This window comes from Enterococcus sp. AZ197 (assembly GCF_050556405.1).
Lineage (GTDB): Bacteria > Bacillota > Bacilli > Lactobacillales > Enterococcaceae > Enterococcus > Enterococcus faecalis.
In genome coordinates this window covers 1,290,210-1,315,668 of the sequence record NZ_CP187873.1, presented here as the reverse complement: position 1 = coordinate 1,315,668, position 25,459 = coordinate 1,290,210, and the positions used below count along the sequence as shown (strand labels likewise).

Annotated in this window: 23 protein-coding genes and 1 riboswitch; of the genes, 3 read left to right on the top strand and 20 right to left on the bottom strand. The window is 37.4% G+C overall.

The window, feature by feature from the left end:
* Window positions 1-24: 24 nt before the first annotated feature.
* A complete protein-coding gene (locus tag IGK82_RS06420) occupies window positions 25-243 on the top strand; it encodes a ferredoxin (protein ID WP_002357617.1) in 219 nt (72 codons plus the stop codon).
* A 22-nt stretch (window positions 244-265) separates the two neighbouring features.
* Here the strand turns inward: IGK82_RS06420 and IGK82_RS06415 are convergent, their stop codons facing one another.
* From IGK82_RS06415 to IGK82_RS06380, 8 genes are all read right to left on the bottom strand, one after another.
* On the bottom strand, window positions 266-1,597 hold the full coding sequence (locus IGK82_RS06415) for a zinc ribbon domain-containing protein (protein ID WP_016622413.1): 1,332 nt from the start codon (window positions 1,595-1,597) through the stop codon (window positions 266-268).
* 255 nt (window positions 1,598-1,852) lie between these two features.
* Window positions 1,853-2,518, bottom strand: coding sequence for an ECF transporter S component (locus IGK82_RS06410; protein WP_002382314.1), 666 nt, complete (start codon window positions 2,516-2,518; stop codon window positions 1,853-1,855).
* Between the two features lie 71 nt (window positions 2,519-2,589).
* Window positions 2,590-2,709: riboswitch (FMN riboswitch) on the bottom strand.
* A gap of 153 nt (window positions 2,710-2,862) precedes the next feature.
* A complete protein-coding gene (locus tag IGK82_RS06405) occupies window positions 2,863-3,579 on the bottom strand; it encodes a pseudouridine synthase (RefSeq protein ID WP_002357624.1) in 717 nt (238 codons plus the stop codon).
* A gap of 3 nt (window positions 3,580-3,582) precedes the next feature.
* Window positions 3,583-4,188 (bottom strand): SMC-Scp complex subunit ScpB, encoded by a 606-nt coding sequence (gene scpB / locus IGK82_RS06400; RefSeq protein WP_002357625.1) that lies wholly within the window; start codon window positions 4,186-4,188, stop codon window positions 3,583-3,585.
* The gene (locus IGK82_RS06395; RefSeq protein ID WP_002390627.1) at window positions 4,185-4,979 is read right to left on the bottom strand and encodes a segregation/condensation protein A; all 795 of its coding nucleotides are present in this window, start codon (window positions 4,977-4,979) and stop codon (window positions 4,185-4,187) included. The genes scpB and IGK82_RS06395 overlap by 4 nt, the downstream gene beginning before the upstream one ends.
* Before the next feature lie 64 nt (window positions 4,980-5,043).
* Entirely contained in the window at window positions 5,044-5,934 is an 891-nt protein-coding gene (gene xerD / locus IGK82_RS06390; RefSeq protein WP_002360354.1) for a site-specific tyrosine recombinase XerD, read from the bottom strand.
* A gap of 169 nt (window positions 5,935-6,103) precedes the next feature.
* Window positions 6,104-7,033, bottom strand: a complete 930-nt coding sequence (locus IGK82_RS06385; protein WP_002357629.1) for an alpha/beta hydrolase — start codon at window positions 7,031-7,033, stop codon at window positions 6,104-6,106.
* A gap of 194 nt (window positions 7,034-7,227) precedes the next feature.
* Window positions 7,228-8,319 (bottom strand): DUF871 domain-containing protein, encoded by a 1,092-nt coding sequence (locus tag IGK82_RS06380; RefSeq protein WP_002357630.1) that lies wholly within the window; start codon window positions 8,317-8,319, stop codon window positions 7,228-7,230.
* 181 nt (window positions 8,320-8,500) lie between these two features.
* On the opposite strand from IGK82_RS06380, the gene IGK82_RS06375 reads away from it, so the two are divergent.
* On the top strand, window positions 8,501-9,250 hold the full coding sequence (locus IGK82_RS06375; RefSeq protein WP_002374887.1) for a peptidylprolyl isomerase: 750 nt from the start codon (window positions 8,501-8,503) through the stop codon (window positions 9,248-9,250).
* Between the two features lie 43 nt (window positions 9,251-9,293).
* Here the strand turns inward: IGK82_RS06375 and IGK82_RS06370 are convergent, their stop codons facing one another.
* The 5 genes from IGK82_RS06370 to obgE all read right to left on the bottom strand — a co-directional run bounded on the left by IGK82_RS06370 (window position 9,294) and on the right by obgE (window position 13,657).
* The gene (locus tag IGK82_RS06370; RefSeq protein ID WP_002357632.1) at window positions 9,294-9,668 is read right to left on the bottom strand and encodes a YxeA family protein; all 375 of its coding nucleotides are present in this window, start codon (window positions 9,666-9,668) and stop codon (window positions 9,294-9,296) included.
* A gap of 142 nt (window positions 9,669-9,810) precedes the next feature.
* Window positions 9,811-10,356 (bottom strand): TetR/AcrR family transcriptional regulator, encoded by a 546-nt coding sequence (locus tag IGK82_RS06365; protein WP_002380280.1) that lies wholly within the window; start codon window positions 10,354-10,356, stop codon window positions 9,811-9,813.
* A gap of 218 nt (window positions 10,357-10,574) precedes the next feature.
* A complete protein-coding gene (locus IGK82_RS06360) occupies window positions 10,575-11,873 on the bottom strand; it encodes a PTS sugar transporter subunit IIC (protein ID WP_002363934.1) in 1,299 nt (432 codons plus the stop codon).
* A 26-nt stretch (window positions 11,874-11,899) separates the two neighbouring features.
* Window positions 11,900-12,202, bottom strand: a complete 303-nt coding sequence (locus tag IGK82_RS06355) for a hypothetical protein (RefSeq protein WP_002363933.1) — start codon at window positions 12,200-12,202, stop codon at window positions 11,900-11,902.
* Window positions 12,203-12,340: 138 nt separating this feature from the next.
* Entirely contained in the window at window positions 12,341-13,657 is a 1,317-nt protein-coding gene (obgE, locus tag IGK82_RS06350) for a GTPase ObgE (RefSeq protein WP_002384537.1), read from the bottom strand.
* A gap of 287 nt (window positions 13,658-13,944) precedes the next feature.
* Between obgE and gap the strand changes: the two genes are divergently transcribed.
* Window positions 13,945-14,955 carry a type I glyceraldehyde-3-phosphate dehydrogenase gene (gene gap / locus IGK82_RS06345; RefSeq protein ID WP_016622414.1) on the top strand — a complete coding sequence of 337 codons (1,011 nt, stop codon included), beginning with the start codon at window positions 13,945-13,947 and terminating at the stop codon, window positions 14,953-14,955.
* A gap of 50 nt (window positions 14,956-15,005) precedes the next feature.
* Here the strand turns inward: gap and IGK82_RS06340 are convergent, their stop codons facing one another.
* The 7 genes from IGK82_RS06340 to IGK82_RS06310 form a co-directional block, all read right to left on the bottom strand.
* Window positions 15,006-15,455: a Fur family transcriptional regulator gene (locus tag IGK82_RS06340; RefSeq protein WP_002357640.1), complete on the bottom strand. Its 450-nt coding sequence runs from the start codon at window positions 15,453-15,455 to the stop codon at window positions 15,006-15,008.
* Window positions 15,456-15,570: 115 nt separating this feature from the next.
* The gene (locus tag IGK82_RS06335; RefSeq protein WP_002361792.1) at window positions 15,571-16,452 is read right to left on the bottom strand and encodes a CvfB family protein; all 882 of its coding nucleotides are present in this window, start codon (window positions 16,450-16,452) and stop codon (window positions 15,571-15,573) included.
* Between the two features lie 73 nt (window positions 16,453-16,525).
* Window positions 16,526-18,589 carry a cell division site-positioning protein MapZ family protein gene (locus tag IGK82_RS06330; RefSeq protein ID WP_010709415.1) on the bottom strand — a complete coding sequence of 688 codons (2,064 nt, stop codon included), beginning with the start codon at window positions 18,587-18,589 and terminating at the stop codon, window positions 16,526-16,528.
* 151 nt (window positions 18,590-18,740) lie between these two features.
* Window positions 18,741-19,847 carry an RNA polymerase sigma factor RpoD gene (gene rpoD, locus IGK82_RS06325; RefSeq protein WP_002360364.1) on the bottom strand — a complete coding sequence of 369 codons (1,107 nt, stop codon included), beginning with the start codon at window positions 19,845-19,847 and terminating at the stop codon, window positions 18,741-18,743.
* A 108-nt stretch (window positions 19,848-19,955) separates the two neighbouring features.
* Window positions 19,956-21,842, bottom strand: a complete 1,887-nt coding sequence (gene dnaG / locus IGK82_RS06320) for a DNA primase (RefSeq protein ID WP_010709414.1) — start codon at window positions 21,840-21,842, stop codon at window positions 19,956-19,958.
* A gap of 316 nt (window positions 21,843-22,158) precedes the next feature.
* Window positions 22,159-24,495, bottom strand: coding sequence for a cation-translocating P-type ATPase (locus tag IGK82_RS06315; protein ID WP_002357645.1), 2,337 nt, complete (start codon window positions 24,493-24,495; stop codon window positions 22,159-22,161).
* A gap of 128 nt (window positions 24,496-24,623) precedes the next feature.
* Window positions 24,624-25,241, bottom strand: coding sequence for a lysozyme family protein (locus IGK82_RS06310; protein WP_002380274.1), 618 nt, complete (start codon window positions 25,239-25,241; stop codon window positions 24,624-24,626).
* Window positions 25,242-25,459: the final 218 nt, after the last annotated feature.

The following is a 25,459-nucleotide window of genomic DNA, read 5'->3' as shown; positions in this document are numbered from 1 at the left end:
TTTAGATAGGATGTGTCACTGTTTATGCAATCACGTTTAGTTCCTGAAAAATGTATTGCTTGTGGACTTTGTCAAGTTTATGCGCCCAATATATTTGATTATGATGATCATGGGATTGTCCTTTTTAAAGACGAGCCGCATGCTCGACAACAATTTATTCCAGAAAACGAACGCGAGAATGTGTTAAAAGCGTACCGCAAATGTCCCACGCGTGCAATAGAAATAAGCAAAAATGAGTGCTAAATAATTTAGCACTCATTTTTGCTTAGAGTATTTTTTCGAGCCAAGCAAGTGTTTGCTCATCTATCGAAACAAACTGTAATTGTCCTTCTTTTAGCGGTTCTTTGACTAAATGAATTTGATCATTTAGGCCATTGATCCATTCATAACGAAGACCATTTTCTTTTGCTTTAGAATTTTTGGCTTCTAAATAATAATTGACATGGTAATTTTCTTTACCATCCAATTGTAGTGTATTAATGGTTACTTCAAAATCTGGTGAAACATCGGTCGATTTCTTTTCACGTAATCGTTCAAGTGCTTCTATAAAAGAAGGAAATTGAGGATTATTTTCCCCACCAACGAGATATTTTTTAGCAAATTCTGTACTATCCGTATGACTTTTCACTTGTTTGGCAAATGCTTGATAAAAGGTTTCTAGCGCTTTGCGGGCATCATAGTCGCTAGCTAACGGAAAATTCAATTGTAGCGTTGGATTATCGGAGAGCGCTTCGACAAAATCATTTTCACCAATCGTTTCTTTTGATGTTTGAATTTCTTCTCCATTAATCGTCTTTTTAAGTTGAATCGTCATCCCTTTGGACCAGAACAAAGGGCCAATCGTTTTGCTTCCATTCGATAGCGTACCAACTTTCCGATCATTAATATAAATATCTGCGTCTGGCAGATTGCTCTCCACAACAAAATTCATTCGTTTAAAATCTAAAGGAATACTAGAAATATAATTTTCCTCTTCTAATAAACGATACTCTTCTGTGATAACAGGTTCACCGGTGCTATCTTTCACTGTGGCTGTAAAGGTATATTGTCCTGGCGCTAAGGGTCCCAATTCCTTTTGATAAGTGGTTGAGTCGGAAGTGCCCACTTCCCGCCCGTTCATTGCCAGCGTCACACCGCGCTGATTCGTCGTTAACTGAACAGAAACAGGCGTTAAAATGAATTGATAACGGTGAAAGAAAAATGCTGTTTGACTTGTTTCACGAATAGTTAAACCATGTAGCTTTTTATCCTTTAATAGCGCTTTTTCTAATTTTTTTAGCTCAGTTGGATTTTTTTGATAATAAGTGATTAAAGGCTTAATGCTTTGCGGATTCACTTGAAATTCAGACTCGTTCGTCCTCATTTTTTTACTTAATTCTTGGGCATCACCATTCTCAATCGCTTCAATAAAATGAGAAATTTGTTGTTCCTTAGAAAAATAATGCGTCCCGAGAAAATAGCTACCCGCTCCAAGAACGATGACTACAAAAAGAAACACCCAGATCCAGCTTCTTTTTGATCTGAGAGGAGTAGATTCGTTCCCTTTATTCATTGATGGTTGTGCTTGGTTTTCCTCTTGATGCATTGATTCATTCATTAGCGGAGCGCCGCATTCTTCACAAAAGGACTCCGTATCACGATTCACGTGACGACAATTTTTACACTTTTTCACTCAGGAAAACTCCTCTTTCTTTGATGATTTCTATCATACCAAGGGAAAGTTAAAATTACAATGCAGATGGTTTAGTATTTTTTAACAGAATGATGACAGATTATGACAACCTCTTTTCTTTTAGGCGTAAATTTTAAAAACCCACTGTCAAACATTGTTCAACAGCAGGTTTTTTATCATTTATTTTGTTAACGGTGTTTTTTTCTGAATAGTATGTTGTTTTTTTGATAGCCATGGCAATAACTTCGCATGTAGTACTAGAAAAACACCACTGACTAAGAGGCCTTTAATAAGGTTGAATGGCACAATACCAATCGCCACATAGCTTGCTAAAGATGTTCCTAAAAATTGTTGTGTGGTCACACCATATAATTGTAAGTAAATGGGTGTAATGACAAAATAATTCGCAATACTCATGAAAATTGTCAAGGCTAAGATCCCACTTACTAAGCCCACTATCCGATTTGTACGGATATTTTTCTTTTTACCAAAGAAATAAAAAATTGGCAAGGTGAAGATACTACTTGCTAAAAAGCTAGCGAAATCTCCCACCATATTTTGCGGTGCTAGTCCGGTTAAGAACAGGTGTAGCAACGAACGAACAAAAGCAGTAATTACTCCTGCTAACGGTCCGTACAAGAACATTCCGAGTAGAATCGGAATATCACTAAAATCGATTTTCAAAAAACTAAACGCCGGCATAATCGGAAATGCCACAAATTGTAATACTGTACCAATTGCAGCCAACATTGCAATGCTGACCATTTTTTGTACCTTGTTGTTCATCTGAAATCCTCCAATTAAGGACCCATCTTCAACGAACTTTTTGATTCGCTTCTTTGTCATACAAAAAAACCCTATTTTTCTGCAGGGAAAAATAGAGTAGGATTATCTGATGAAAAAGCGTCTCAAATAAGCCCTATCTTCTTTATCCAGACTATACTGTCGGTATTGGAATTACACCAATTCAATCGTTAAAAACGAGTCGTGGACTATAACCACCGGTCGGGAATTACACCCTGCCCCTGAAGACGAACCTTGTATTATATTTTTTTACTTACTTAGTGTAACCGATTTGAACAATGAATGCAACTAACTAAGCTTTTTTATTAAATTTCATTGATTGTTTCATTTCTCAAAAAAAAAACAATCCCTTCGCCATAAGCGCGAAGAGATCGAGTCATTTTATCTTATTTAGCTTGATTTAATAATTGACTGATTTCTTTTTTAGTTAAATCACGATATTGTCCTGGTCGCAAACCTTGTAAGGTCAACTCACCGTAACGTTCACGTTTTAATTTTTGAACAGGGAAACCAACAGCTTGAAACATTTTCTTCACTTGATGATTACGTCCTTCATGAATCGTTAATTCCACGACACTGCTACCTGTTTTAATATCCGCTGAAAGAATTTGAAAATTGGCTGGTGCTGTGCGTTTGCCATCAATGCGAATGCCTTTGGCTAATGGCAATAGATCCCGTTTAGTAGGTACACCTTTAATTTTTGCTACGTAGACTTTATCTACTTCATGTTTAGGATGGGTTAATTTTTGTGAAAAACTTCCATCATTCGTTAAAAGTAACAACCCAGAAGTATCATAATCCAGACGACCGACTGGATAAATTCGCTCAGTAACATCTGTAAAATAATCCGTTACTACTTTACGGCCTTTATCGTCAGACACCGCAGAAATAACCCCTCTTGGTTTATAGAATAAATAATAACCATATTCTTCTTGATAAATTGGTACACCATCAACTTCAACGGTATCTTGTTTACTTACTTGTGTTCCTAATTCTTTGACCACTTGGCCGTTGACTTTTACGCGACCTTTGACAATTAATTCCTCTGCTTTGCGACGCGAAGTCACCCCAGCATGAGCAATTGCTTTTTGTAATCTTTCCATTGTTTAAGCTTCCTCGCCTTCTGTTGTTTCAGACATTGGGTTCGTTTCTTGATAACGATCAAAAAATAGATCCATTGGTAGTTCTTCTTCTAATTCATCTTCCATTTGTTGGATATCTGGTAATTCATCTAAACTTTTCAACCCAAAGTAATCCATAAAATACTTCGTTGTGCCATACAAAATTGCTCTACCAGGACCATCGACGCGGCCTTTTTCTTCTATCAACTGACGGGCAACTAACTTTTGGATAGAGCCAGAAGTCTGTACGCCACGAATTTCATCAATTTCAATACGCGAAATTGGTTGCTTATAAGCAATAATGGATAATGTTTCTAGCGCCGCTTGTGATAAGGCGTTTGACATAGGCGATTGCGCATATTTTTTTAGTAATGAGGCATATTTTTTCTTCGTTGTTAAGACAAAATGATTGCCGACTTCTAAAATATTTAACGCCGATTTATTGTCAGAAGCATAATGTTCTTTCAATTTCGTTAATTCTTCATAGGTTTTTGCTGTTGACTTCTCTAATAAGTACGCAAGCTCTTCCAAGCCAATTCCTTCTTCGCCAACCACAAATAAAATTGCTTCAATTTGACTAACTAATGTCACTGTGTTTCCTCCACCTCTGTTGTATCTTCCTGCTGGGTTTCTGTATTAAATAACAAAATTTCACTATAATTATTTTCTTGTTCAGCATAAATCACGCCCGTTTTCATTAATTCTAAAAGAGCCATGAACGTTGTCACAATTTCTTGTTTGGAATAAGAATCGAAGAAAGAATCAAACGACACTGCCTTCCCTTTCTGTACTTGACGCATACGTTCTGAAATAGCGGTGATTTTTTCTTCGATGGAAACATCGTCACTAGCAACAGTTGTTTCAACAGGCTGGCGATTTTTTTTCTTTTCTAACATGGCATGAAAGGCTAGAAATAAATCAATTGTATTAATTTGATTAGGCGGTAGTGTTGTATCTTCCTCTTTATAATCATCCATATCCATTGGTTCTTTTGTATAATAGAGTTTACGTTCTTCTTCTTTTTCATGTAAAACAGTCGCTGCATATTTAAATTTCCGATACTCCAATAACTGAGCTACTAAAGCTTCCCGTGGGTCTTCCTCTTCAAAAAAATCTTCATCATCAATGATTTCAAGCTCTTGTTTTGGAAGCAACATCTGACTTTTAATAGCCATTAAGGTGGCAGCCATGACTAGATATTCTCCAGCGACTTCTAACTCTAAGGTTTGCATCGCATGAATATAAGACATGTATTGTTCAGTTACTGCTGTAATGGGAATGTCATAGATATCGATTTCTAATTTTTGAATTAAATGTAGTAGAAGATCCAGTGGTCCTTCAAAGACATCTAGTTTTAAATTAATTTCTTGCAAAAACGACACCTACTTTCTTTTCTCGACTTCCTAGTTTACCATAAATTTATTCGTTTGTGGGCATTCTCGCAAATTAAGCCCGAGGAAAATGTTCCTTATAAACATCTGCCATTCGTTGTTTGGTAATATGTGTATAAATTTGTGTCGTGGAGATATCTGCATGTCCTAATAATTCTTGAACGATTCTAAGGTCTGCGCCATTTTCCAACAAATGTGTCGCAAAACTATGCCGTAATGTATGCGGCGTAATATTTTTCTCTATCTGGGCTTCTCGGACAATCTGTTTTAAATTTTTCCAAATGCCCTGTCTAGATAACGGTTCGCCATGATGATTAACGAACAGGTGTGTTTCATTCGGATGATTTTTAATCAATTGAGGTCTGGCTTCGTTCATATAGCGCTCAATCCATTGAATCGCATAATCGCCTAAAGGGATAATTCGTTCTTTGTCCCCTTTTCCGATTGTTTGCAATAAACCAATGGATAAATGCAGATCCCCTAATTTTATTTCAATTAGTTCACTAACTCGCAGGCCCGTTGCATACATCACTTCTAAAATAGCACGATTCCGCATACCTAGTGGTTTACTTGTATCAGGCGTTTCAATTAATCGAGTCACTTCGTCAACAGATAATGTACTTGGCAATTTTTGAACTTTCTTGGGGGAGTCAATATGTTGCATCGGATTATGTTCGCTTAAGCGTTCTTGACGTAAAAATTGATGAAATCCTCTCAAACTAGAAATCATCCGAATCACACTTGCTGAAGCTTGCTGTTCTTCGTGAAGGGATTGCAAAAATTCTGTAATCATGTAACGGTCAACTTCGTCCCAAGAATGCAGGCCTTGTTCTTGTAAAAAGGCTACGTATTTTTTTAAATCTCGTTCGTAACTCCGTCGTGTGTTATTTGATAAGCCCCGCTCTATTTGTAAATAGTGTAAATAATCGACTAATTGTTCTTCCATTATCCTTCCCTCATTTCTAGTACTATCCTATCAGATTATGCCCTAGATTGCATGGGTAAATTCCAACTTATTAAAAAAAAATCAACTGACAACAAAAGACTTGTTCACTAAGTCGTTAACTTAAGAACAAGTCTTTTGTTGTTGCTACTATTAGTAAAGAATAAATTTGTTATTTTATATATTTATCTAGAAAAGCAGCTACTGTTTCCTTATATTTTTCTGGGTTTTTATTATAAGCTTTCGCATGCTCTGCTCCAGGCACGACATATTTCTCTTTAGGTCCTTGGGTTGCATTATAAACTTCGTCTAACATACTAAACGGCACAAACGTATCATTTTCACCATGAATAAAGAGCATTGGTAAATGATTCTTTTGCAATTGTTTAACAGCGCTTGCTTCCCCAAAGAAATAGCCAGCTCTAAGTTTCGTAATCCCGCTAGTAACATTAACTAATGGGAAACTTGGTAAATTGAAAAGCTCTTTCAATTGATATTGCAACTCCTGATTGACTGTAGAATAGCCACAATCTTCCACAATGGCTTTCACGTTATCTGGTAATTTTTCCCCGCTCGTCATCATGACTGTAGCAGCACCCATACTGACACCGTATAAAGTGATTTGTTCTTGCTGACCATTTTCGGTTAAAACTTTCTCAATCCATTGGACATAATCTTTACGATCGGGCCAGCCGAACCCAATATAATCTCCTTGACTTTTTCCGTGACCACGCGCATCTGGCGCTAACACATTGTAGCCCCAATCATGATACATTTTCGCAAAGACAGACATCGTTTCTGCCGAACCCATATAACCATGCGCCATAATAACGGTACGATTACTTTTCTTGTCGGCTGGTAAATAAATGGCCTTTAGACGTAGCCCATCTTCCGAAGTAATTGACCATTCTTGTCGATTTTTGTCATCTTTAAACCACGCGCCTTCAGGTGTCTGGACCACTTTTGACCCTGGGGTATTCTCATTTATAAAGTCTTTCTTTCCTGGAACTACTGCATAATTATAAAAATATAAGCCTGCCGCAATTAAACCAATTGCAATTACTACAATAAGCGCAATCAAAATTTTTAACCATCGATTCATCTACGTACTCCTTTTATTTAAACTGTATGATTCATTATAAGTTGTCGCCCTTTTTTTGACAACTACCATTCAAAGATTCAGCCATCTTTCTTTACCACTACAATGAGACAATTTTGTTGCGACAAAAAAAGCATAGCACAAAAATATTACCTCTTGCGCTATGCTCCACTTATCTATTTATAGGAAACTAAAAATTATTTATTTTCAATAAGTTTAAAACTTGACCATGGTTTCAAAAATTCTAATAAGAAACGTTCGTCATCAGAAATACGACCAACCACATTTACACGGCCATCATTTTTCATTTCTTTTAAAGCAATTTGTGTTTCCCCTTTGTATTGTCCATAGCCAACGTTGTCAATCAAGACATCGCCTCGAACAATATCTCTCGTTGTATGAGCTGGGAAAGGACGATCTTTATAGTAAACACGTGTCATTGTTGAACGCAAAACGTAATCAGAACGATCTCCACGATAACTGTGTAAGTTATCGAACAATGCAATTCTTTCATCTTCTGTGATTTCTGGTTCTGTATCCACTTTGATCGAAGGATACGGTGCATGAAAGGCTTCTGCCATTGCTGCTAATTCTGCTTCTGAGGCATAAGCATTTCCGACAGAAATATCATCGATTAATCCTGTTAAAACTAAATGCTTAACTTGCGTTGCAATTTCTAAATCGCGGTGGTCTTCCAAAGAACATAACCCATCTTGTGTCGGCCATGGTCCAAATGTAGCATCGTGTGAGTTCACAAATGCCATCGTATTTAAATTATATTTTCTAAATTTTTCTGAACAATAAACAAAATGATCATAGCCTAAGCCTGTATAACGATGTGGATAGAAATTATGTGAGCCTAGTAAATTTTCTGTGTTTGGTGAGTAGGCCATAATATTATCTACATAACTTGTCCCTGAACTCATATTAATTTCAATTTTAATGCCATAAGGGTTTCTTGTCATATTCGCCTCTTCTTGCCCAGTAAAACCAAGATCTAAACGAATACCGTAAGCGCCCATATCATGGAAAAATGATAAATCATCATAAGAGATGCCTAATTGTTCGAACAATGCAGGATTAATATCGACCATCACTTCCATACCTAATTGGTTGGCGTAATCTACGACTTTTTTAAACTCTGCTAATACCTTTTCCCGATCATCATTGATTTGCAATAAACTAGTAAAGACACGCTTAAAGCCGTATTTATGAGCCAAATCCAAATATGCTTTGTCCTTTTCAAATGTTGAACGTTCTGGATAAATTGAAATACCTAATTTTCCCATGTGATTGCCTCCTAAATTGTAAAACATAATAATGTATCTGCTTACATTGTAACAAAAAAAACAAAAGTGGTCTACACCTTTCCTATAGGAAATCTTATAAAAATTCCACTGGTTTGTTATCTTCTCTTTTGTTATGATAAAAAAGAACCTAATTGTCAGTGTGAAAGGAAGAGGAAAACAGATGAAACATAAGAAAATGCTTGCTGTTGCTTCAGTTGCAGCATTCACCTTGCTTTTAGCAGGCTGTAACACAACCAATAATAAAGGCACGACCGCAACGAGTGATTCTGTCGCTAAATCCAGTGAAAGTAAAACAAAGGATTCGGTCGACTTAAATTCACTAGATTTACCACAACTAGATGACAAAGTTGCCGAAGATCAAGACTTAGTCCAAATGGTTACTTCAATGGGAAATATTGAAATCAAACTATTTCCTAAACAGGCTCCAAAAACTGTCGAGAACTTTATGAAACATGCCAAAGATGGCTATTATGATGGCTTGACTTTCCACCGTGTCATCAATAACTTTATGATCCAAGGTGGCGATCCTAGCGGTGATGGAACTGGCGGAAACAGCATCTGGAATAAACCATTTGAAGATGAATTTTCAAACCAGTTATATAACATTCGTGGCGCATTATCAATGGCGAATGCAGGACCTAATACTAACGGCAGTCAGTTCTTTATTGTCCAAAATACAGATGATCAATCTGATGGTCTTTTATATGATGATTATCCAAAAGCAATCATTGATGCTTACAAAAAAGGCGGCTATCCTTCTCTTGATAAAAAACATACTGTTTTCGGTCAAGTTACCAAAGGAATGGATATTGTCGATAAAATTGCCAAAGTCGAAGTTGGTGCCAACGATAAACCAAAAACTGATGTTAAAATTGAAAAAATCAATATTCTTCAAGAAGCAAAAAAATAACAAAAAGTCAGAACGTATCTTCAGCGTACGTTCTGACTTTTTGTTATTTTTGAATCGCTTGTAATGCCTTTTCTGGTACTTGGTCTTGATTGACCTCTTCATACGTATTGATGTGGGCCCCTTTATTTGAGACTTTTAGATAATGATCTGTTTTTAATTCATGGTCCGCTGTGAAAGTTATTTCTCGCGTTTTGCCTTCCTCATCTGCGGCTACTTGCGTATAACTAGCAATTCCATAGCCATTAACGCTATCGGCTTTCTTTGTTTTAACATACACATTTCCTTCTTTAACCAATGGATTTAATTGATCTAACACACCAGCTAATTCGCCAGAGTTCTTCTCTGCGTAAAACTTGGCCCCAAATAAACCACCACCAATAACAATTGCTGTCACCACTAAAAATTTAATAAATTTCATCACATAAATCCTCCCGAGTAATTATTCTCTGTTACTTCTTCCAAAGTATAGCAAGTTTTAAACAATCCTTCCTCGGGCGCAACGACCAGTTTTTTCTCAGACTTATGTCGTATTTTTGTTATTTTGAATAAATAACAAAACACTACTCTTCTATCAATAATTGACTTAATAATTGAATTTCTTGATTCTTAGTTAAGTCAATTGTTTTCATTGTAACCGCTGTGGCTAAACCTAAATAGATTACCACCATTTTAGGAAATAATTCGACAAATTTTCCTTTGTCCATTTGTACATATTTTTTATCCAATAATAAACGCTCTTCAAAAAAAGCTTGAAGCATTTGCTGCAATTCTTCTTCATAACCATGTGCTTTCATAAATAACGCCGTATAGATTTTTTGATGTTTTTGGGCAAATAATATAAAGTTCAGACCCAATGCAATCACTGGGTCTGAGGCACCAACGTCTGCTTTATAAAATAATTGCATACGATGAAATAACGATTTAATTAAGGTTCGTTTTAAATCGTCCATGTTGACAAATTCTAAATAAATTGGCTGCGTAGAAATCCCCATAGTATCTGCAATATTTCTAGCAGTTAAATTAGAAAAACCTTTATCTACTAAAATTTTTTCAGCTACGTTTAAGATTTTTTCCTTTGTATATACCTTCGTTCTAACCATTTTCATACCCCTTTTCTCTTTTAGTTAACAATAACTTTATTATGTTCACACAAAAGAAAACCATTTTCATTATATATATAATATTTTACACTTTTTTATGCGTTTCTTTTCTCAAAATTTTCTATACATTTCAAAAAAATTGAGAATTTTCATCACCTATAAACAAATAGGTCCAGAACAAAAGGTCATCACCTTTTGTTCTGGACACTAAACGGCTGCACTCTTTATTCTTCTATTTGTTTGCCTTGTTCTTTGGCAAGCTCATTTTTATCATAAGCTACAAAGAACGGATAGTAAATCAAGATGGCCACTAGAATTAAAACAATATTCAAAACAGCAGCACGCCAATCGCCGCCTGTCGCCATAAAGGCGCCAATTGGTCCTGGTAAGGTCCAAGGAGCGGTAAAGACAACTTCACTTACTAAACCTAATTTTGTGGCAAACCAAGCAATCGTTGCTAAAACCATTGGTGCAAAGATAAAAGGAATCATTAAAATCGGATTTAAGACAATCGGTACACCGAAAATAACTGGCTCATTAATATTAAAAATAGACGGTGCTAAAATAGCTTTTCCTAGTTTTGAACCATATTCTGATTTTGCCCGGAAGGCTAATAATATAGCTAAACCAATTGTGGCTCCAGCACCACCAATCCAAATAAACCATTGGTAAAAAGGTTCTGCCGCAATCCGAGGTAATGCTTCGCCAGCTGCTTTAGCAGTCGTGTTTTCCTCTAATAGTTGTAGCCATAGAGGACGCGCCAACGATCCTACGATTGAAGCGCCGTGAATCCCAAAGAACCAGAAAAATGTGGTTAAAAAGACCAACAGCAAGACACTCAATAAAGAGTCCGCTGCTTGAACTAGTGGTCCTACTAAGTTCCCTACAAATGTGTGCCAATCAAAGCCTAAATAATAAGTGATTGAACCAATCAATAACATGACAATTAACGTCGGAGTCAACGATTCAAATGAACGAGCAACAGCAGGTGGAACGTTATCAGGCATTGTAATTTTGAACTTAGACTTATCTGTCACTCGATAGATTTCGACAGCAATAATTGACGTCACAATCCCGACAAACATCCCTGCACCACCCAAATTAGCCATTGGTAAAACAAACCCAGAAACGCCAGCTGCTTTACTGGCTTCTTCAGGAATCGCTACAGGTACTAATGTTAATAAAAAAGCAATCGTAGCCAAAATCCCTCCAGAGACTTGATCAAGATTATATGATTTCGCTAAACTAGCGCCAATGCCAAAAGTCGCATATAACGCCATAATGTACATTGTCATTCGGTAAGGCAATAAGATTGTAGCAGCATTACTTGTTAAAAATTGAGTAATGCCCCAAGATTCTGGTAACGGCGGAAACGCAATAATTAGAAAAAAAGAACCGACAATAATTAAAGGTAATGTCGCAATAATCCCATCCCGCACCGCACGTAAATGGCGCTGATTGGCAATTTTAGCCATTGGTCCAGCTAGATGATTTTCAATCCAAACAGTCAGTTTATCTAACATAAATAACACTCTCCTCTGTTTTTCTCTTAAAAAATAACTCCTTTAATCAGCCATAAATAAGAGATAAGCTCTAATAAAATAAGAGAAATTAAAAACAACCAAATAAAACGCTTACAAAAACCTGTTTTCGTTTCAATAAAATAATGACTATACGCTAACGCAAAAGCAATCCCAACAGGCAAAAAAATCATGGCACCAATATTAAACGGCAGACTGAAAGTCCATAATAAAACACTCGGCAACAGGACACCACATAAGAGCCCCATACTAAAAAGAAAACCGGCACTTTTAACTGAAAACTTAGGAACCATTGCTTGATTGTTTTCCATTTCAATTTCGCTCCTTTCGTTTGTTATTTTGTTACATTTAAAATTATAAGCTATTAAAAATATTATTTCAATCTATTCGCTAATTTAATACTAATTTTAAAATAAAAAACCAGTTCACTGAGTGAACTGGTTTTATGCTTATTCGACAAATTCAAATTCAAAATTACCAATCCGAACAATGTCGCCATCTTTCGCGCCACGTGCTCGTAATGCCTCATCGACACCCATACCACGTAATTGACGTGCAAAACGCATTACTGTTTCATCATGATCGAAATTCGTCATTTCAAATAATTTTTCTAATTTTTCACCAGATAAAACCCATGAAGCATCTGGTTCACGATCAATCGTAAATTCTGGACCTTCTGGTTGGAAGCCATAACGAACGGTTTCTTCCTCTACCACTTCATCTTCATATAATGGGAATTCAGGCGTTACTTCCAACAAGTCAGCTGTTGCATTTAATAAAGGTTCAATACCTTTACGAGTAACCCCAGAGATTGGGAAAATAGGTAGCTCATCAGCATACTCATCGGTGCGTTCCTTCGCAAGTTGCTCTTTAAATTTTGCTAAATTCTCTTCTGCTTCAGGCATGTCCATTTTATTGGCAACAATAATTTGAGGTCGCTCCATCAAACGTAAATTGTGTGAAGCCAATTCTTTATTGATTGCCAAATAATCTTCGTAAGGATCGCGTCCTTCCATGCCACTCATATCAATGACATGTAAAATAACACGCGTCCGTTCAATGTGGCGTAAGAACTGTGTTCCTAAGCCGACACCTTGAGAAGCTCCTTCAATTAAGCCTGGCAAATCTGCTGCAGCGAAGCTTCGACCGTCACTAGTAGTCACCATCCCTAAGTTTGGAACTAACGTCGTAAAATGATAGGCACCAATTTTCGGACGAGCGGACGAGATAACAGAGAGTAACGTTGATTTCCCTACAGAAGGAAACCCAACTAAGCCAACATCTGCTAAAACTTTTAATTCTAATTCAATTTTACGTTCTTGGCCTGGTTCGCCGTTTTCGGCAATTTCTGGTGCAGGGTTTCTTGGGGAAGCAAAGCGAATATTCCCACGACCACCGCGTCCACCTTTTGCTACTACTAAGGTCTGACCATTCTCAATTAAATCCCCAATTAAGGCTCCAGTTTCTGCATCACGAACTGTTGTACCTGGTGGAACTTTGACAAGTAAATCTTCTGAACCACGACCGTGCATTCCTTTACTCATACCATTTTCTCCAGGTGTCGCCTTAAAATGACGATTAAACCGGAAATCCATTAATGTGCGTAATCCTTCTTCAACAACTAAAACAACGTCGCCACCGCGACCGCCATCACCACCAGCGGGACCCCCGTCTGGTACATATTTTTCTCTACGGAAAGCAACCATTCCGTCGCCGCCTTTACCAGCTTTGACATCAATCGTCACTTGATCTAAAAACATGGACATATAATTTGTCCTCCTATTCTACTTCTACTATCTTTAATCACCTCAAAAAGCGTGATTCGAAAGTCTTTATTATTGTATCGGGAAAACAACCGTTTGTCTAGCAATTCTAGTTAGTTATCGTTGGAAAAAGCAAAATTTCTCATGAATCTTTCGCTTTCTTTTTGTCGCTTCGCTATCAGTCTTTTGACAAAAAAATTTTAGAGGTTCATACTATAGATAGTTGAAGAAAATCACTTTTTCAGCAAGGGTCCAAAGAAACACAAACATCTAAAGGAGGAATTTTTGTTATGACAGTCAAAGTAGGAATTAACGGTTTTGGAAGAATTGGTCGTTTAGCCTTTCGCCGAATAAAAGAAGTTTCTGATGATATTGAAGTTGTGGCTATCAATGATTTGACTAGCCCAACAATGTTGGCTCACTTATTACAATTTGACTCTACGCATGGCACCTATCCTGGCACCGTGACAGCCACTGAAAATGGCATTGTGGTTGACGGCGAAGAAACCCGTGTCTACGCAGAACCAGATGCAAGTAAAATCCCTTGGGTTAAAGAAAACGGAGTAGACATTGTGCTTGAATGTACAGGTTTTTATACCTCTGAAGAAAAAGCACAAGCTCATTTAGATGCAGGTGTGAAACGTGTGGTTATCTCTGCTCCTGCAGGCGCAATGAAAACAATCGTTTACAACGTCAATGATGATACACTTGATGACAACGATAAAATCATTTCTGCTGGTTCATGTACGACAAACTGTCTAGCACCGATGGCTTACTTCTTAAATAATGAATTCGGTATTGAAGTTGGTACCATGACAACTGTCCATGCCTACACATCAACACAAATGCTATTAGATGGCCCTGTTCGTGGCGGAAATCTTCGTGCGGCACGCTCTGCTGCAGACAATACTATTCCCCATTCAACTGGTGCTGCTAAAGCAATTGGCTTAGTTATTCCAGAACTTAATGGAAAATTACAAGGCCATGCCCAACGTGTTCCCGTTGTGGATGGATCCTTAACAGAATTAGTTAGCATTTTAAAAACAAAAGTAACAGCTGATCAAGTAAATGAAGCAATGAAAAAACACACCATTGATAACCCTTCTTTCGGTTATGATGATCGTGAAATTGTTTCTGGAGACATAATCGGCACGACAGAAGGTTCGATTTTTGACCCAACGCAAACAGAAGTAACGACAGCTGGCGATTTCCAATTAGTGAAAACTGTGGCTTGGTATGACAATGAATATGGTTTTACTTGCCAAATGATTCGCTTATTGGAAAAATTCGCTAATTTATAATTCCAATGAATAAAAAACTGCCTTGCATAAATTAATGCAAGGCAGTTTTTTTAATGTTTACTTTGACAACTTTGACAAATACCATGAAAAGTTAAGCGATGATCTTTGACTAAAAAATGATACCGACTTTCAACAATTTGCTCTACTTCACCAAGCAAGTCTTCTTCCACTTCCTCAATTGTGCCACATTCTAAGCATAACAAATGGTGGTGAAAGTGTTTGGCGCCTTCTTTTCTTAAATCATAGCGAGCTAAACCATCGTTAAAGCTCACTTTATCAACGACTTTTAAGTCTGTTAAAATTTCTAGCGTTCGATAGACTGTTGCTAGACCAATTTCCGGACTTTTTTGTTTTACCAAGAAGTAAATTTCTTCTGCTGATAAATGATCTTTTTCATTTTCCAATAATACAAGTACGGTTGCTTCCCGTTGTGGTGTTAATTTAAAGCCTGATTCATGTAATTGTTTTTTTGTCTTTTTTAAAGCAGCAGTCGAATCCATTATTACAGCTCCTTGTTTAGAATGATTACAAATTAAGAAACTTAATTTATCAATCAAATTAAAATAATTATAAAAGAAATAACTGTAATTTGCAAGATATTCTCAATTAGCTACCTTAATTTTTTTCTTTTGATTGTTCCAACGAGCCAATTAGAATTGTTTTACCATCTTCTTGTTTAATTAATTTTTGTTTCATTAAATGACCTAAGGCGCGTTTAAATTGAGCTTTACTAATGCCAAAGGTTTGTTTAATTTCATCAGGGCTTGATTTATCGGTGAAAGGAATTTGGTGATCGTTTGCTCTTTCTAAGAAAGTTAGAATCATTAACGCATCATCGCTGATTACTTCATGACTTCTTGGTTTTAATGAAAGATTCAATACGCCGTCCGGCCGCACGCCAATCACACGTCCCACTACTTTTTCACCTAAACGTGGTTCTTGGAAACGTTCAGAAGGATGGATAAATCCAATGTATAAATCATCAGTTAAAATATACGTTCCTGCAAGTTTCAGACGATACACATGCCCAGTTAAGTTTTGGTTTTGCATTTCAGCATTCCCGCGTTTTGCCATGGCTTTAAAGACTTTTTCATCTGCTAATTCGCCCCAAATGCGGTCTTTACTGTCCACTTTTAAAGTAACCATTACTCGGTCTTCTTTTTTAGGCCAAAGTTCCCGCATGGTTGGTAATTCATCCAACGAAATAACGACATCTTTATCTGGTAAGCCAACATCCACAAAGACACCTAAATCACGTCTCGTTCCTGTGACAGTACCAAAGCCATAGCTACCAATGCGCACAGTAGGAATTGTAGTTGTCAGTGCTGGCTCTTGTTTTTGATTTAAATAACCAAACCCTTCTACAGCCTCCCCTATAGCATGCGTACCTTCTTCTTTTTTTAAACGGAATGTGATGCCATTTTTTTGAACAAAATAAAATTGTTCATTTTCATCGACCACAATGCCGGTAAATGTTGTTGCTAGTAATTCTCTCATTTATCATTAACTCCTCAAGGAAAATCAATCGAACAAAAGATTTCCGCTTTTGTTCGATTGTTTCTATTTTCTTTTATTGCCCTGCATTACGAGAAGCGTTCCCTTTGAACCAACCTGTTTTAGCATTGATTGTAACTAAATACATGTGAACATTTTTCTCTGTAGTGCCTTCTAATAATTTTGATTGATTGTTGGTTGCATAAAGATTGTAGTAACCTTCGCCATTCACAATTTTGGCAGGTTCTAAAGAATATCCACCAGGAACAACATAGCCACGAGCAATCACTGTGTCTAAGACTTTTTCTTTCACACCTGGTGCCCATGTCCACGCTGGATTGCTACTATCAGCGATATCGGTAGCATCTGGCGCATAAAGCGGACTAGTGTACACCCCGTCACTGTTCGGTGCCGTGTAGCCATTCGCTTCTGTTTTTGCTGTTTCTTCCTTCTTAGCGTTCTCTTTTTTCGCGGCAGCAGCTTGTTTCGCTTGTTCTTCTGCTTGTTTTGCTTGCTCTGCGGCAGCTTGTTCTTCTGCAATTCTTTTCTGTTCTTCTTCAACCTTGGTTAACGCTTGGTCAGCTGTCGTGACTTGTTTGATCAGTTCTTTTTTCAGCTTATCACTTGTTACTTTATCTACTTCTGCCTTAGCAGCTTGATACGTGTCTCGATTCAGCTGATTGGTAGTTTTTCCATCTTTATAAATGACCTCAACCGCTTTTTTAGCTTTTTGTAATTGGTTGTATTGTTGGTTCGCTTGATCGATTGCTTGGTTCATCAATTGGTCAAACGGATCATTTCCTGTTAATTTCTTTACGGAAATTGGTTGATCAGCAGCTAGAATCGCCGGTTTCAACTCATTGCCATTGACAATCGGGGCCTCAAATAATTGGTTGATTTGTTGAATGGTTTGTTGTTTCTCTTTCAATGTTTGAATTTGTTTATTTAATTGAGAATACTCTTCTGAATCTTTAATTTCCGCGACTTGTTTTGAGAGTTTTTCTGGACTAACAGTCACCATATCGGGTTTAATAAAAACTTGCTCCTTTGTGGTATAAAAAGCTGCTAGTTCATCTTTCAGCGTATCTGTTTTCTTGGATAGTGCCGCCGCCTCTTGCGCGGCAGCTTTTTGCGTTTGATCATGATACGCCCAAGCACTACCTCCAGCTAATAAAACAACCGCAAGCGCAACGAAAGCCACTTTTTTTGATGGTTTCTTTGGAGCAGGCGCTGGTTGAGCATTCCCAGTTTCATTCATCGGTGGTATCACACCTGAATCTGAAACTTTTTCCTCGGTTGTATCAGCTTCGCTCGGTTCCTCTAGCGACGCTGCACTTGTTAACCCTTCTTCAGAATCTGAAATGGATTCAGTTGGTGTTTCGGCTTGGGTTAATACTGCCTCACCGCTGTTTTCTAACTCTTGGGTCTCTGCTGTTTCTTCTGATGGATTTTCAGACATTTCTGTATCTGCTCGATGCGCTTGAATATAAGCTTGCAAAGTTTCGTTTGGTGTTACATCTTGATCTTCTATCGGTGGTTGTGAAAAAATTTCTTCTTCAGAAGTGGTAGAGATAACTTCAGTTCCTGAAATCTCTGTTAAAGCTTCCTCTTCTGACTTCACTGTCTCAGATACCTCAGCTGTTTCTGCTTCAACAGTAGTTGTTTCTTCTGTTGTTTCCTCTAAATTAACTGCTTCGTCCGTTGCTAGTTTTTCTTCTGTTGAATGAGTAGGCATCGCTTCTGTCGCTGGTATCGTTTCCTCAACCGAATCATGAGTCTCCTCACTAGCCCCTTCTTGAAGCACTGCTTCTGAATCAGAAACATCCTCTGAATCAGAGACTATTAAGTTATCTTCTATCGACTCTTCTTTTTTGTCATCATTACTTTCTTCTTCAGGTGATTCGCCAAACAGTTCCATCACATGGCCTAAGCTCATATCTTTTAACTCAGACCATTCAATATTCTCATTTAATTGATCTTCGTGTTGTTCATTTTCCTGTGTTTCAAAATCTATATTTGTTGAAGTCGTTTCCACTTCTTCTTTATCAACTGTTGTGTCAGTTAGTGAATAGCCACATGTTGGGCAGGTCGTTAATTCTGCATCGAATTCGTTCCCGCACTTCGGACATTTTTTTGTCATTCTTCCGCCTCACATTCTGCTAATATTCCATTACTTCTAATTTACCACAACTTGCGCCTTCTTCCAATAACTAGCAATGACATTTAGAGACTTTTTAAAAATCAAAAGCGGCTCTTCTCGCATGCACGAAAAGAGCCGCTAAACGGTATGTTTATTCTAAAAAGTCTTTTAATTGTTTTGAACGAGAAGGATGTCTTAGTTTTCTTAACGCTTTTGCTTCAATTTGACGAATACGTTCGCGAGTGACACCGAAAACTTTTCCGACTTCTTCTAGCGTACGTGTCCGACCATCATCTAAACCAAAACGTAAACGTAAAACATTTTCTTCACGATCTGTTAAAGTATCCAGAACATCTTCTAGTTGTTCTTTTAACAATTCGTAAGCAGCATGTTCAGCAGGACTGGTAGCATCTTGGTCTTCAATGAAATCACCTAAATGTGAATCATCTTCTTCACCAATTGGTGTTTCTAAAGAGACTGGCTCTTGTGCGATTTTTAAGATTTCACGAACTTTTTCTGTTGGTAAATCCATTTCCGCACCAATTTCTTCTGGCGTTGGTTCTCTACCTAAATCTTGCAATAGTTGGCGTTGAATCCGAATCAATTTATTGATTGTTTCAACCATATGAACAGGAATTCGAATCGTTCTAGCTTGGTCCGCAATTGCCCGCGTAATCGCTTGACGAATCCACCAAGTAGCATACGTAGAGAATTTGAACCCTTTACGGTAGTCAAATTTTTCAACAGCTTTCATTAAGCCCATATTACCTTCTTGAATTAAATCCAAGAATTGCATACCACGACCTACATATCGTTTGGCAATTGAAACAACCAAACGTAAGTTAGCTTCTGCTAAACGTTGTTTTGCTTCTTGATCGCCTTCTTCAATTTTAAGTGCCAATTCAACTTCTTCTGCGGCAGTTAATAATTGAACGCGCCCAATTTCTTTTAGGTACATACGCACGGGATCATTAATTTTAACACCTGTTGGCGCAGATAAGTCTTCTGCTTGGGCCTTTTCCGCTTCTTTTTCATCTTTTTTCAAGCTATGTTCACTTGGGTCTCCATTTTCATCGACCACGCTGATACCAGCATCTTCAACTTTTTGGATCAATTTTTCCATAGCTTCTGCATCCAAAGTATACGGTGTGGCTAATTGATTCGCTAAATCATCATAAACCACTGTTCCTTTAGGCTTGTTTTCTTTGATAAATGCTGCCACTGCAGCTTCATATTTTTTACTTGTTTCTTTTTCCATGAAAGAAGGCCCCCTTCATTTTTCGGTTCACGCTTGAAATAACTGATAAATCACTGGGACTTATCAAAATAAAATGAACAAAACGCTTAGTTCTATTCATTATATTGCTTAAGTAAATGTTCGTTGAGCTTTAAGCTGTCGAGCCAATTGGATAATCTCCATTGTTAATTCGGCTTCAAGCTGTTGGTTGCCCACTCGTTTTGCTTCTTGCTGTTGAATCTTTTTCTGCTCAATTGCCTCTGCAATACTTGATAAGGCAATTACATGTAATAAATCGGCAACTTCTCGCTCAGAGCTTTCTTCCGATAAATTCTGATACGCAATTTCAATTGCTAATTGTTTGGTTTGATTATCTTGCAAGAAATTAATAAAATCGGCAATGTCGAAACTTTGATGCAGTGTCGCATAACTTTCTAGCAAGAAATATAATTCTTGGTATTCATCATGAGCGAATGAAAAATCTGGCAATTGTTGAATGGTTTGCCGTACTCCTTGTTCATTCATTAAACGAAATAATAAAGAACGTTCTGCTTTTTGAACTTGTGTTAACGGTAACTTGTTCTGGACGTGATTCTCTTCAAAAACAGGTTCTTCCATTGGTGGTGGCATCATTTCATCTTGATAAAATTGTTGCCTTTCTTGCCGTTGGACTGAACGTTGCTCTTGCTTCAATTGATTGAATTGCTCTTCCAAACTATGAACAGAAAGTTTAAATTCCTGAGCAATTTGGTTTAAATAACGATCACGTTCCAAGGGAGATTGAACATTGGTTAACTCCCGTAACAATTCGTTCACATAATCCAATTGTTCTTTTTCGTTATTCATGTTTCTAGTTAACCGATGATAATTCATTTTAAAACTAAAAACTGTTTCTCGGCCATGATTGGCTAAATTTTGAAAAGCTTCTGCGCCATATTTCCGCACATATTCATCAGGATCCAGCTTTTCAGGGATGCTGACAATACTCAAGTCAAAATGACTGTTTTCTTGCAATAATTGAATCGCACGGTTTGTGGCTTGAACACCGGCATTATCGCCATCGTAACAAATAACTACTTCCTTAGCGACCCGTTCCAAACGCCGAATTTGTTCATTGGTCAAGCTAGTCCCCATTGAAGCCACCCCACTTTTTACGCCTGATTGCCAAGCAGCGATAACATCCATGAATCCTTCAAAAAGCAAGACCGTATTTTCTTTACGAATTTCTTTTCTGGCTCTATCAAAGTTAAACAGCGTTTCTCGCTTATTAAAAAGTGTTGTTTCAGGACTATTCAAGTATTTAGGCATCTCATCCCCTGGAAAATCAGCTGTTTTTAACAAGCGACCAGAAAAGGCGATGACATTGCCTTGGGGATCATTAATTGGAAACATGATTCGTTGATAGAAACGATCCAAAAACGTACCGTTATCTCTTTGGACAAACAGCCCAGAAGGCTCAAAAAGCGTTTCATCCAGTTGTTCGTTTTTAAAAACTTGACTTAAGAAATCACGTTTTTGCGGCGCAAATCCAATTTGAAAGGTCTCAATTAGTTCTTGTGTTAACCCCCGCTCTAATAAATAGTTTAATGCGGGTTCGCCAATTTTAGTATTCACTAAAATATGATGGTAAAGTTCTGCGGCTTTACTATGCAGTTGTAACAAACTCCGTCTTTGTTGGTTTTCTGGGGTATCCGCTACTTCACGCGGCTCTGACCAATCAAAGTCCACAGATAAATGTTCCAAATCTGCAACACGTTTCACGGATTCTGGAAAACTAATGCCTTCAATTTCTTGCAAGAAATTAAAAACAGTTCCACCTTTCCCGCAGCCAAAACAGTGAAAAATTTGTTTGTCTTCTGCTACTGAAAATGAAGGGGAACGTTCTTCGTGAAACGGACATAAACCCATATAATTTTTACCGGATTTTTTTAACTGGACATACTGCCCAATAATATCTACTATATTCGTTCGGTGACGAACTTCCTCAATGACTTCCTGAGGAATGCGTTGTGCCATTGTCCTCACCTCCTAAGAATAGCATTGTGCTAACTCATGTGATTGACCGTTTAAAAAACGCACTGTCATTTCAGTGCGAATTCCAATGGACACATTTACACATGATTTATTGTATCACATAATCGCTGTTTTTCAAGTATCTTGTTTCAACTCAACAAAAAAAGAAAGTATCTAGGACAAAAGTCATCCTGACTCCTGCCCCAGACACTAACTCTTAAAATAATCAGTTAAACATCAAGCTTGCTCCGACTTCCTTCAAGATTTAAAGAAGAACTGCATTTCTGGAGACGAATGCTTTTAGCTCAACCTCTGCTTTTTATAAATCTTTAATTGTTTTTCCAGCACGTTTCATTTGTACGAAACCAATTGTTACACGCACTACAATATTAATGGCCATCATAATAAAGAAGAGACCCATTGTTTGCGAAGTTAAGAAACCAATTTCTAAAATGTTGTGGAATAACATAGCTGCTACATAAATACCAATAATGGTACTGAAAACCAAGAAAATGCGTAGTGGATTTAAAGGCAGACATGCTCGAACAACAGCCATACAGCTAATTCCAACTAATAAATAATACATTAACGTCGTGGTGTCTAAAGAAGAAAATCCTTGATTTTGTCCAATCAGATAAACAGCAATGATATTCGCTACAACTAAAAGCGCATTAACAGACGCATTTTTCAAAGCCGTTGGTAAAAACTTCCCGACAACTTTTCGTTTGTCCCCTTCGAAAGATAAGAAGAAGGCTGGATATCCTTCAATTGCTAAATCAATCAAGGTCACTTGAATCGGAATGAACGGGAACGCAATGGCCGTTAAGGCACAAATGATTGAGAGAATAAACGAATAAATCGTTTTAATGAAGAAAACGCTGGAAACTCGGGTTACATTATTTACCACACGTCGTCCTTCAAACAAGACATCTGGTAACGTTGTAAAATCAGAATCTAGCAAAACTAGATTAGAAATTTGCCGAGTAGCGCCATCTCCCTCTGCCATGGCGATACTACAATCCGCTTCTCGTAACGCTAAAACATCGTTGACGCCATCGCCGGTCATCGCCACCACATGCTCTGTGTCTTTCAACTCACGCACAATGGTTCGTTTTTGCTGAGGCGATACACGTCCGAACACTGTGTATTGCTGAACCGCTTCTCGCACTTCTGCTTCTGTCGTTTTGGTCGACAAATCAATATAAGACTCATAACCGGGTAGCCCAGCACGACGAGCAATATTTGAAACAGTTACCGGATTATCACCAGAAATTACTTTTAAGTCGATTCCTTCTTCTTTTAGATAAGCCAGTGTTTCTTTGGCATTTTGGCGAATTGGATCATCAATTTCTAGAATCGCTAATGGCTCTAAATAAGGCATTTTGGTTTCGTTTAACGGTTGTTGCTCCGCAATAGCTAACATCAAGACGCGATACCCATTCTCTTGTGCTGTAAAAACAGCTTCCGGCAACCGACTATCGTCTACCAAACGCTCAGGAGCCCCTAAATAAACCGTCCCAATTTCTGGAAATTCAATAGCTCCCCATTTTCGTTCAGAAGAAAAAGCCAAGACTTCTTTTGCGCCAAATCGATTGGATACTTCATAATGATCACGAATTGCTTGCATTGTAATATTATTATCCGTACTTTCAGATAGGTAGCTTCCGATAATCTGCGGGAAAAGTTCTTCATATTTGTCATGCAAAATAATCGCCTTTTGCACTTTCATTTTACCTTCTGTAATCGTTCCAGTTTTATCTAAACACAAAGTGTCCACATGGGCCAATGTTTCAATTGAGTACATATCTTGTACTAGAATACGTTTTTTGGCTAACTTAATGACACCTGTTGTCAGCGCAATACTAATTAATAGTACTAATCCTTTTGGTAACATCCCTAACAAAGCAGCTGCAGAAGCAACAACAGATGTTTTAATGCCAGCATCTCTTAACCAAAAAGCTTCAACAAATAAAATAATCCCCAGAGGAATAATCACCCAACTTGTAAATTTAGAGACTTTACGAATCGAATTGACTAACTCTGATTGAATTGGTTTATGCACTTTGGCTTCTTGGGTGATTTTCACAGCATAGTTTTCGGCACCAACGTGGATAACACGGGCATAGGCTTGTCCGCTAACAATGAAACTTCCAGAAAGCAAGGTATCGCCGATTTCCTTTTCAATTAAATCTGATTCACCTGTTAACAACGCTTCATTCGCTTCGACTTTACCGTCAATAACTTCCATATCAGAAGGAACTTGTTCCCCTGCAGAGATAATAACAATATCTTCCATAACTAGTTCTTTTGTATCAATTTCTTGTTGTACGCCATTTCGAACAACATGAACATTTTCTTTTGCCACAATAGATAATTTTTGAACTAAATTACGGGCATGAATTTCTTGGAAAATCCCGATTGACATGTTCACAATAATAATCGCTAAGAAAGCCAGATTAGAATACGCTCCGACAAATAGTAAACAAACAGCGATTGCAAAGTTTAAAAAGTTGAATAACGTCATGACGTTATCAAAAATAATATCTTTTGTAGATTTTGCTACATTTTCCTCATAATTATTTTGAAGGCCTAACTCTTTCTGCTTGGCAACTTCTTCTGTACTTAACCCTTTTTTCAGGTCGACTTTATTCAACATCCAGCTCTTTCCCTACCTTTTCAATTAATCAGTTACATCCCTTCTAGTTTACTTGCATTTTCATGAAACTGCAAGAAAAGCCTAAAAAATTCCTGTAAGTTGAAAGAATTCTTTAGACTTTTCTCGTTTTAATTTAACTTTTCAATAAACCAACGATTCATTTTGACAATTTCCGCATAGAACATATTGCCACCATTTTGATAAAGGTAACCACCATTGTAAACTAACGCTTGCCAACGATAATAACGATATCTCGTATTTTGGTCATTCCCTAGCAACGGTGAAAGGACTTCTCTTGAATATTCTTCTGCTAACTCTGTCGTGTGTTTCCCACCGCGTTCTTTAACAAATTGAATATAATCCAGTCCATAATTATATGCTTGTACGCCTGTCCACTCATCACAGCCAGCTTCTTTTGCTTTCGCTAACGCTTCCGCGAGAAATTTGACGCCATGTGCGATACTTTCCTCTGGTGTTTCAATCACTTCTTGTTGTCCATAAACACTTTCACTGCTCTGCATAATATCGCCAGATTTCCCTTTAGATTCTGTATAGATAATCGCTAAAGCTAATGTTTTGTATTCAGGTATTTTATTTTTTTTGACTTCTGCTTCTACTTGTTTTTCAAAGGTCATTACCGTTTCAACATTTTGATGTATTTTATAGCCAAGATAGCCAAGACCAGCAACTAAACCAACAAACAAAAGTAGCATGATTTTATAAATTATTTTTCTTACTCTACGCATCGAATCATCCAAACTTTTTCTTTTAAGATACGTTCTATGTTACTTGAAATAACTGAAAAAAGCGAAGTTTTTGTTACTTCTTTAGTTTTATTTAATAAAAGTAACTTTTTTGTGAACAAACCGTAACTTCGCAAGATTGAACGTTTTCATCTAGAATAGAATAACAAGTAATTTTGTTCTATTGGCGCTTATTTATTGCATCAAAAAAGCCCAGATAA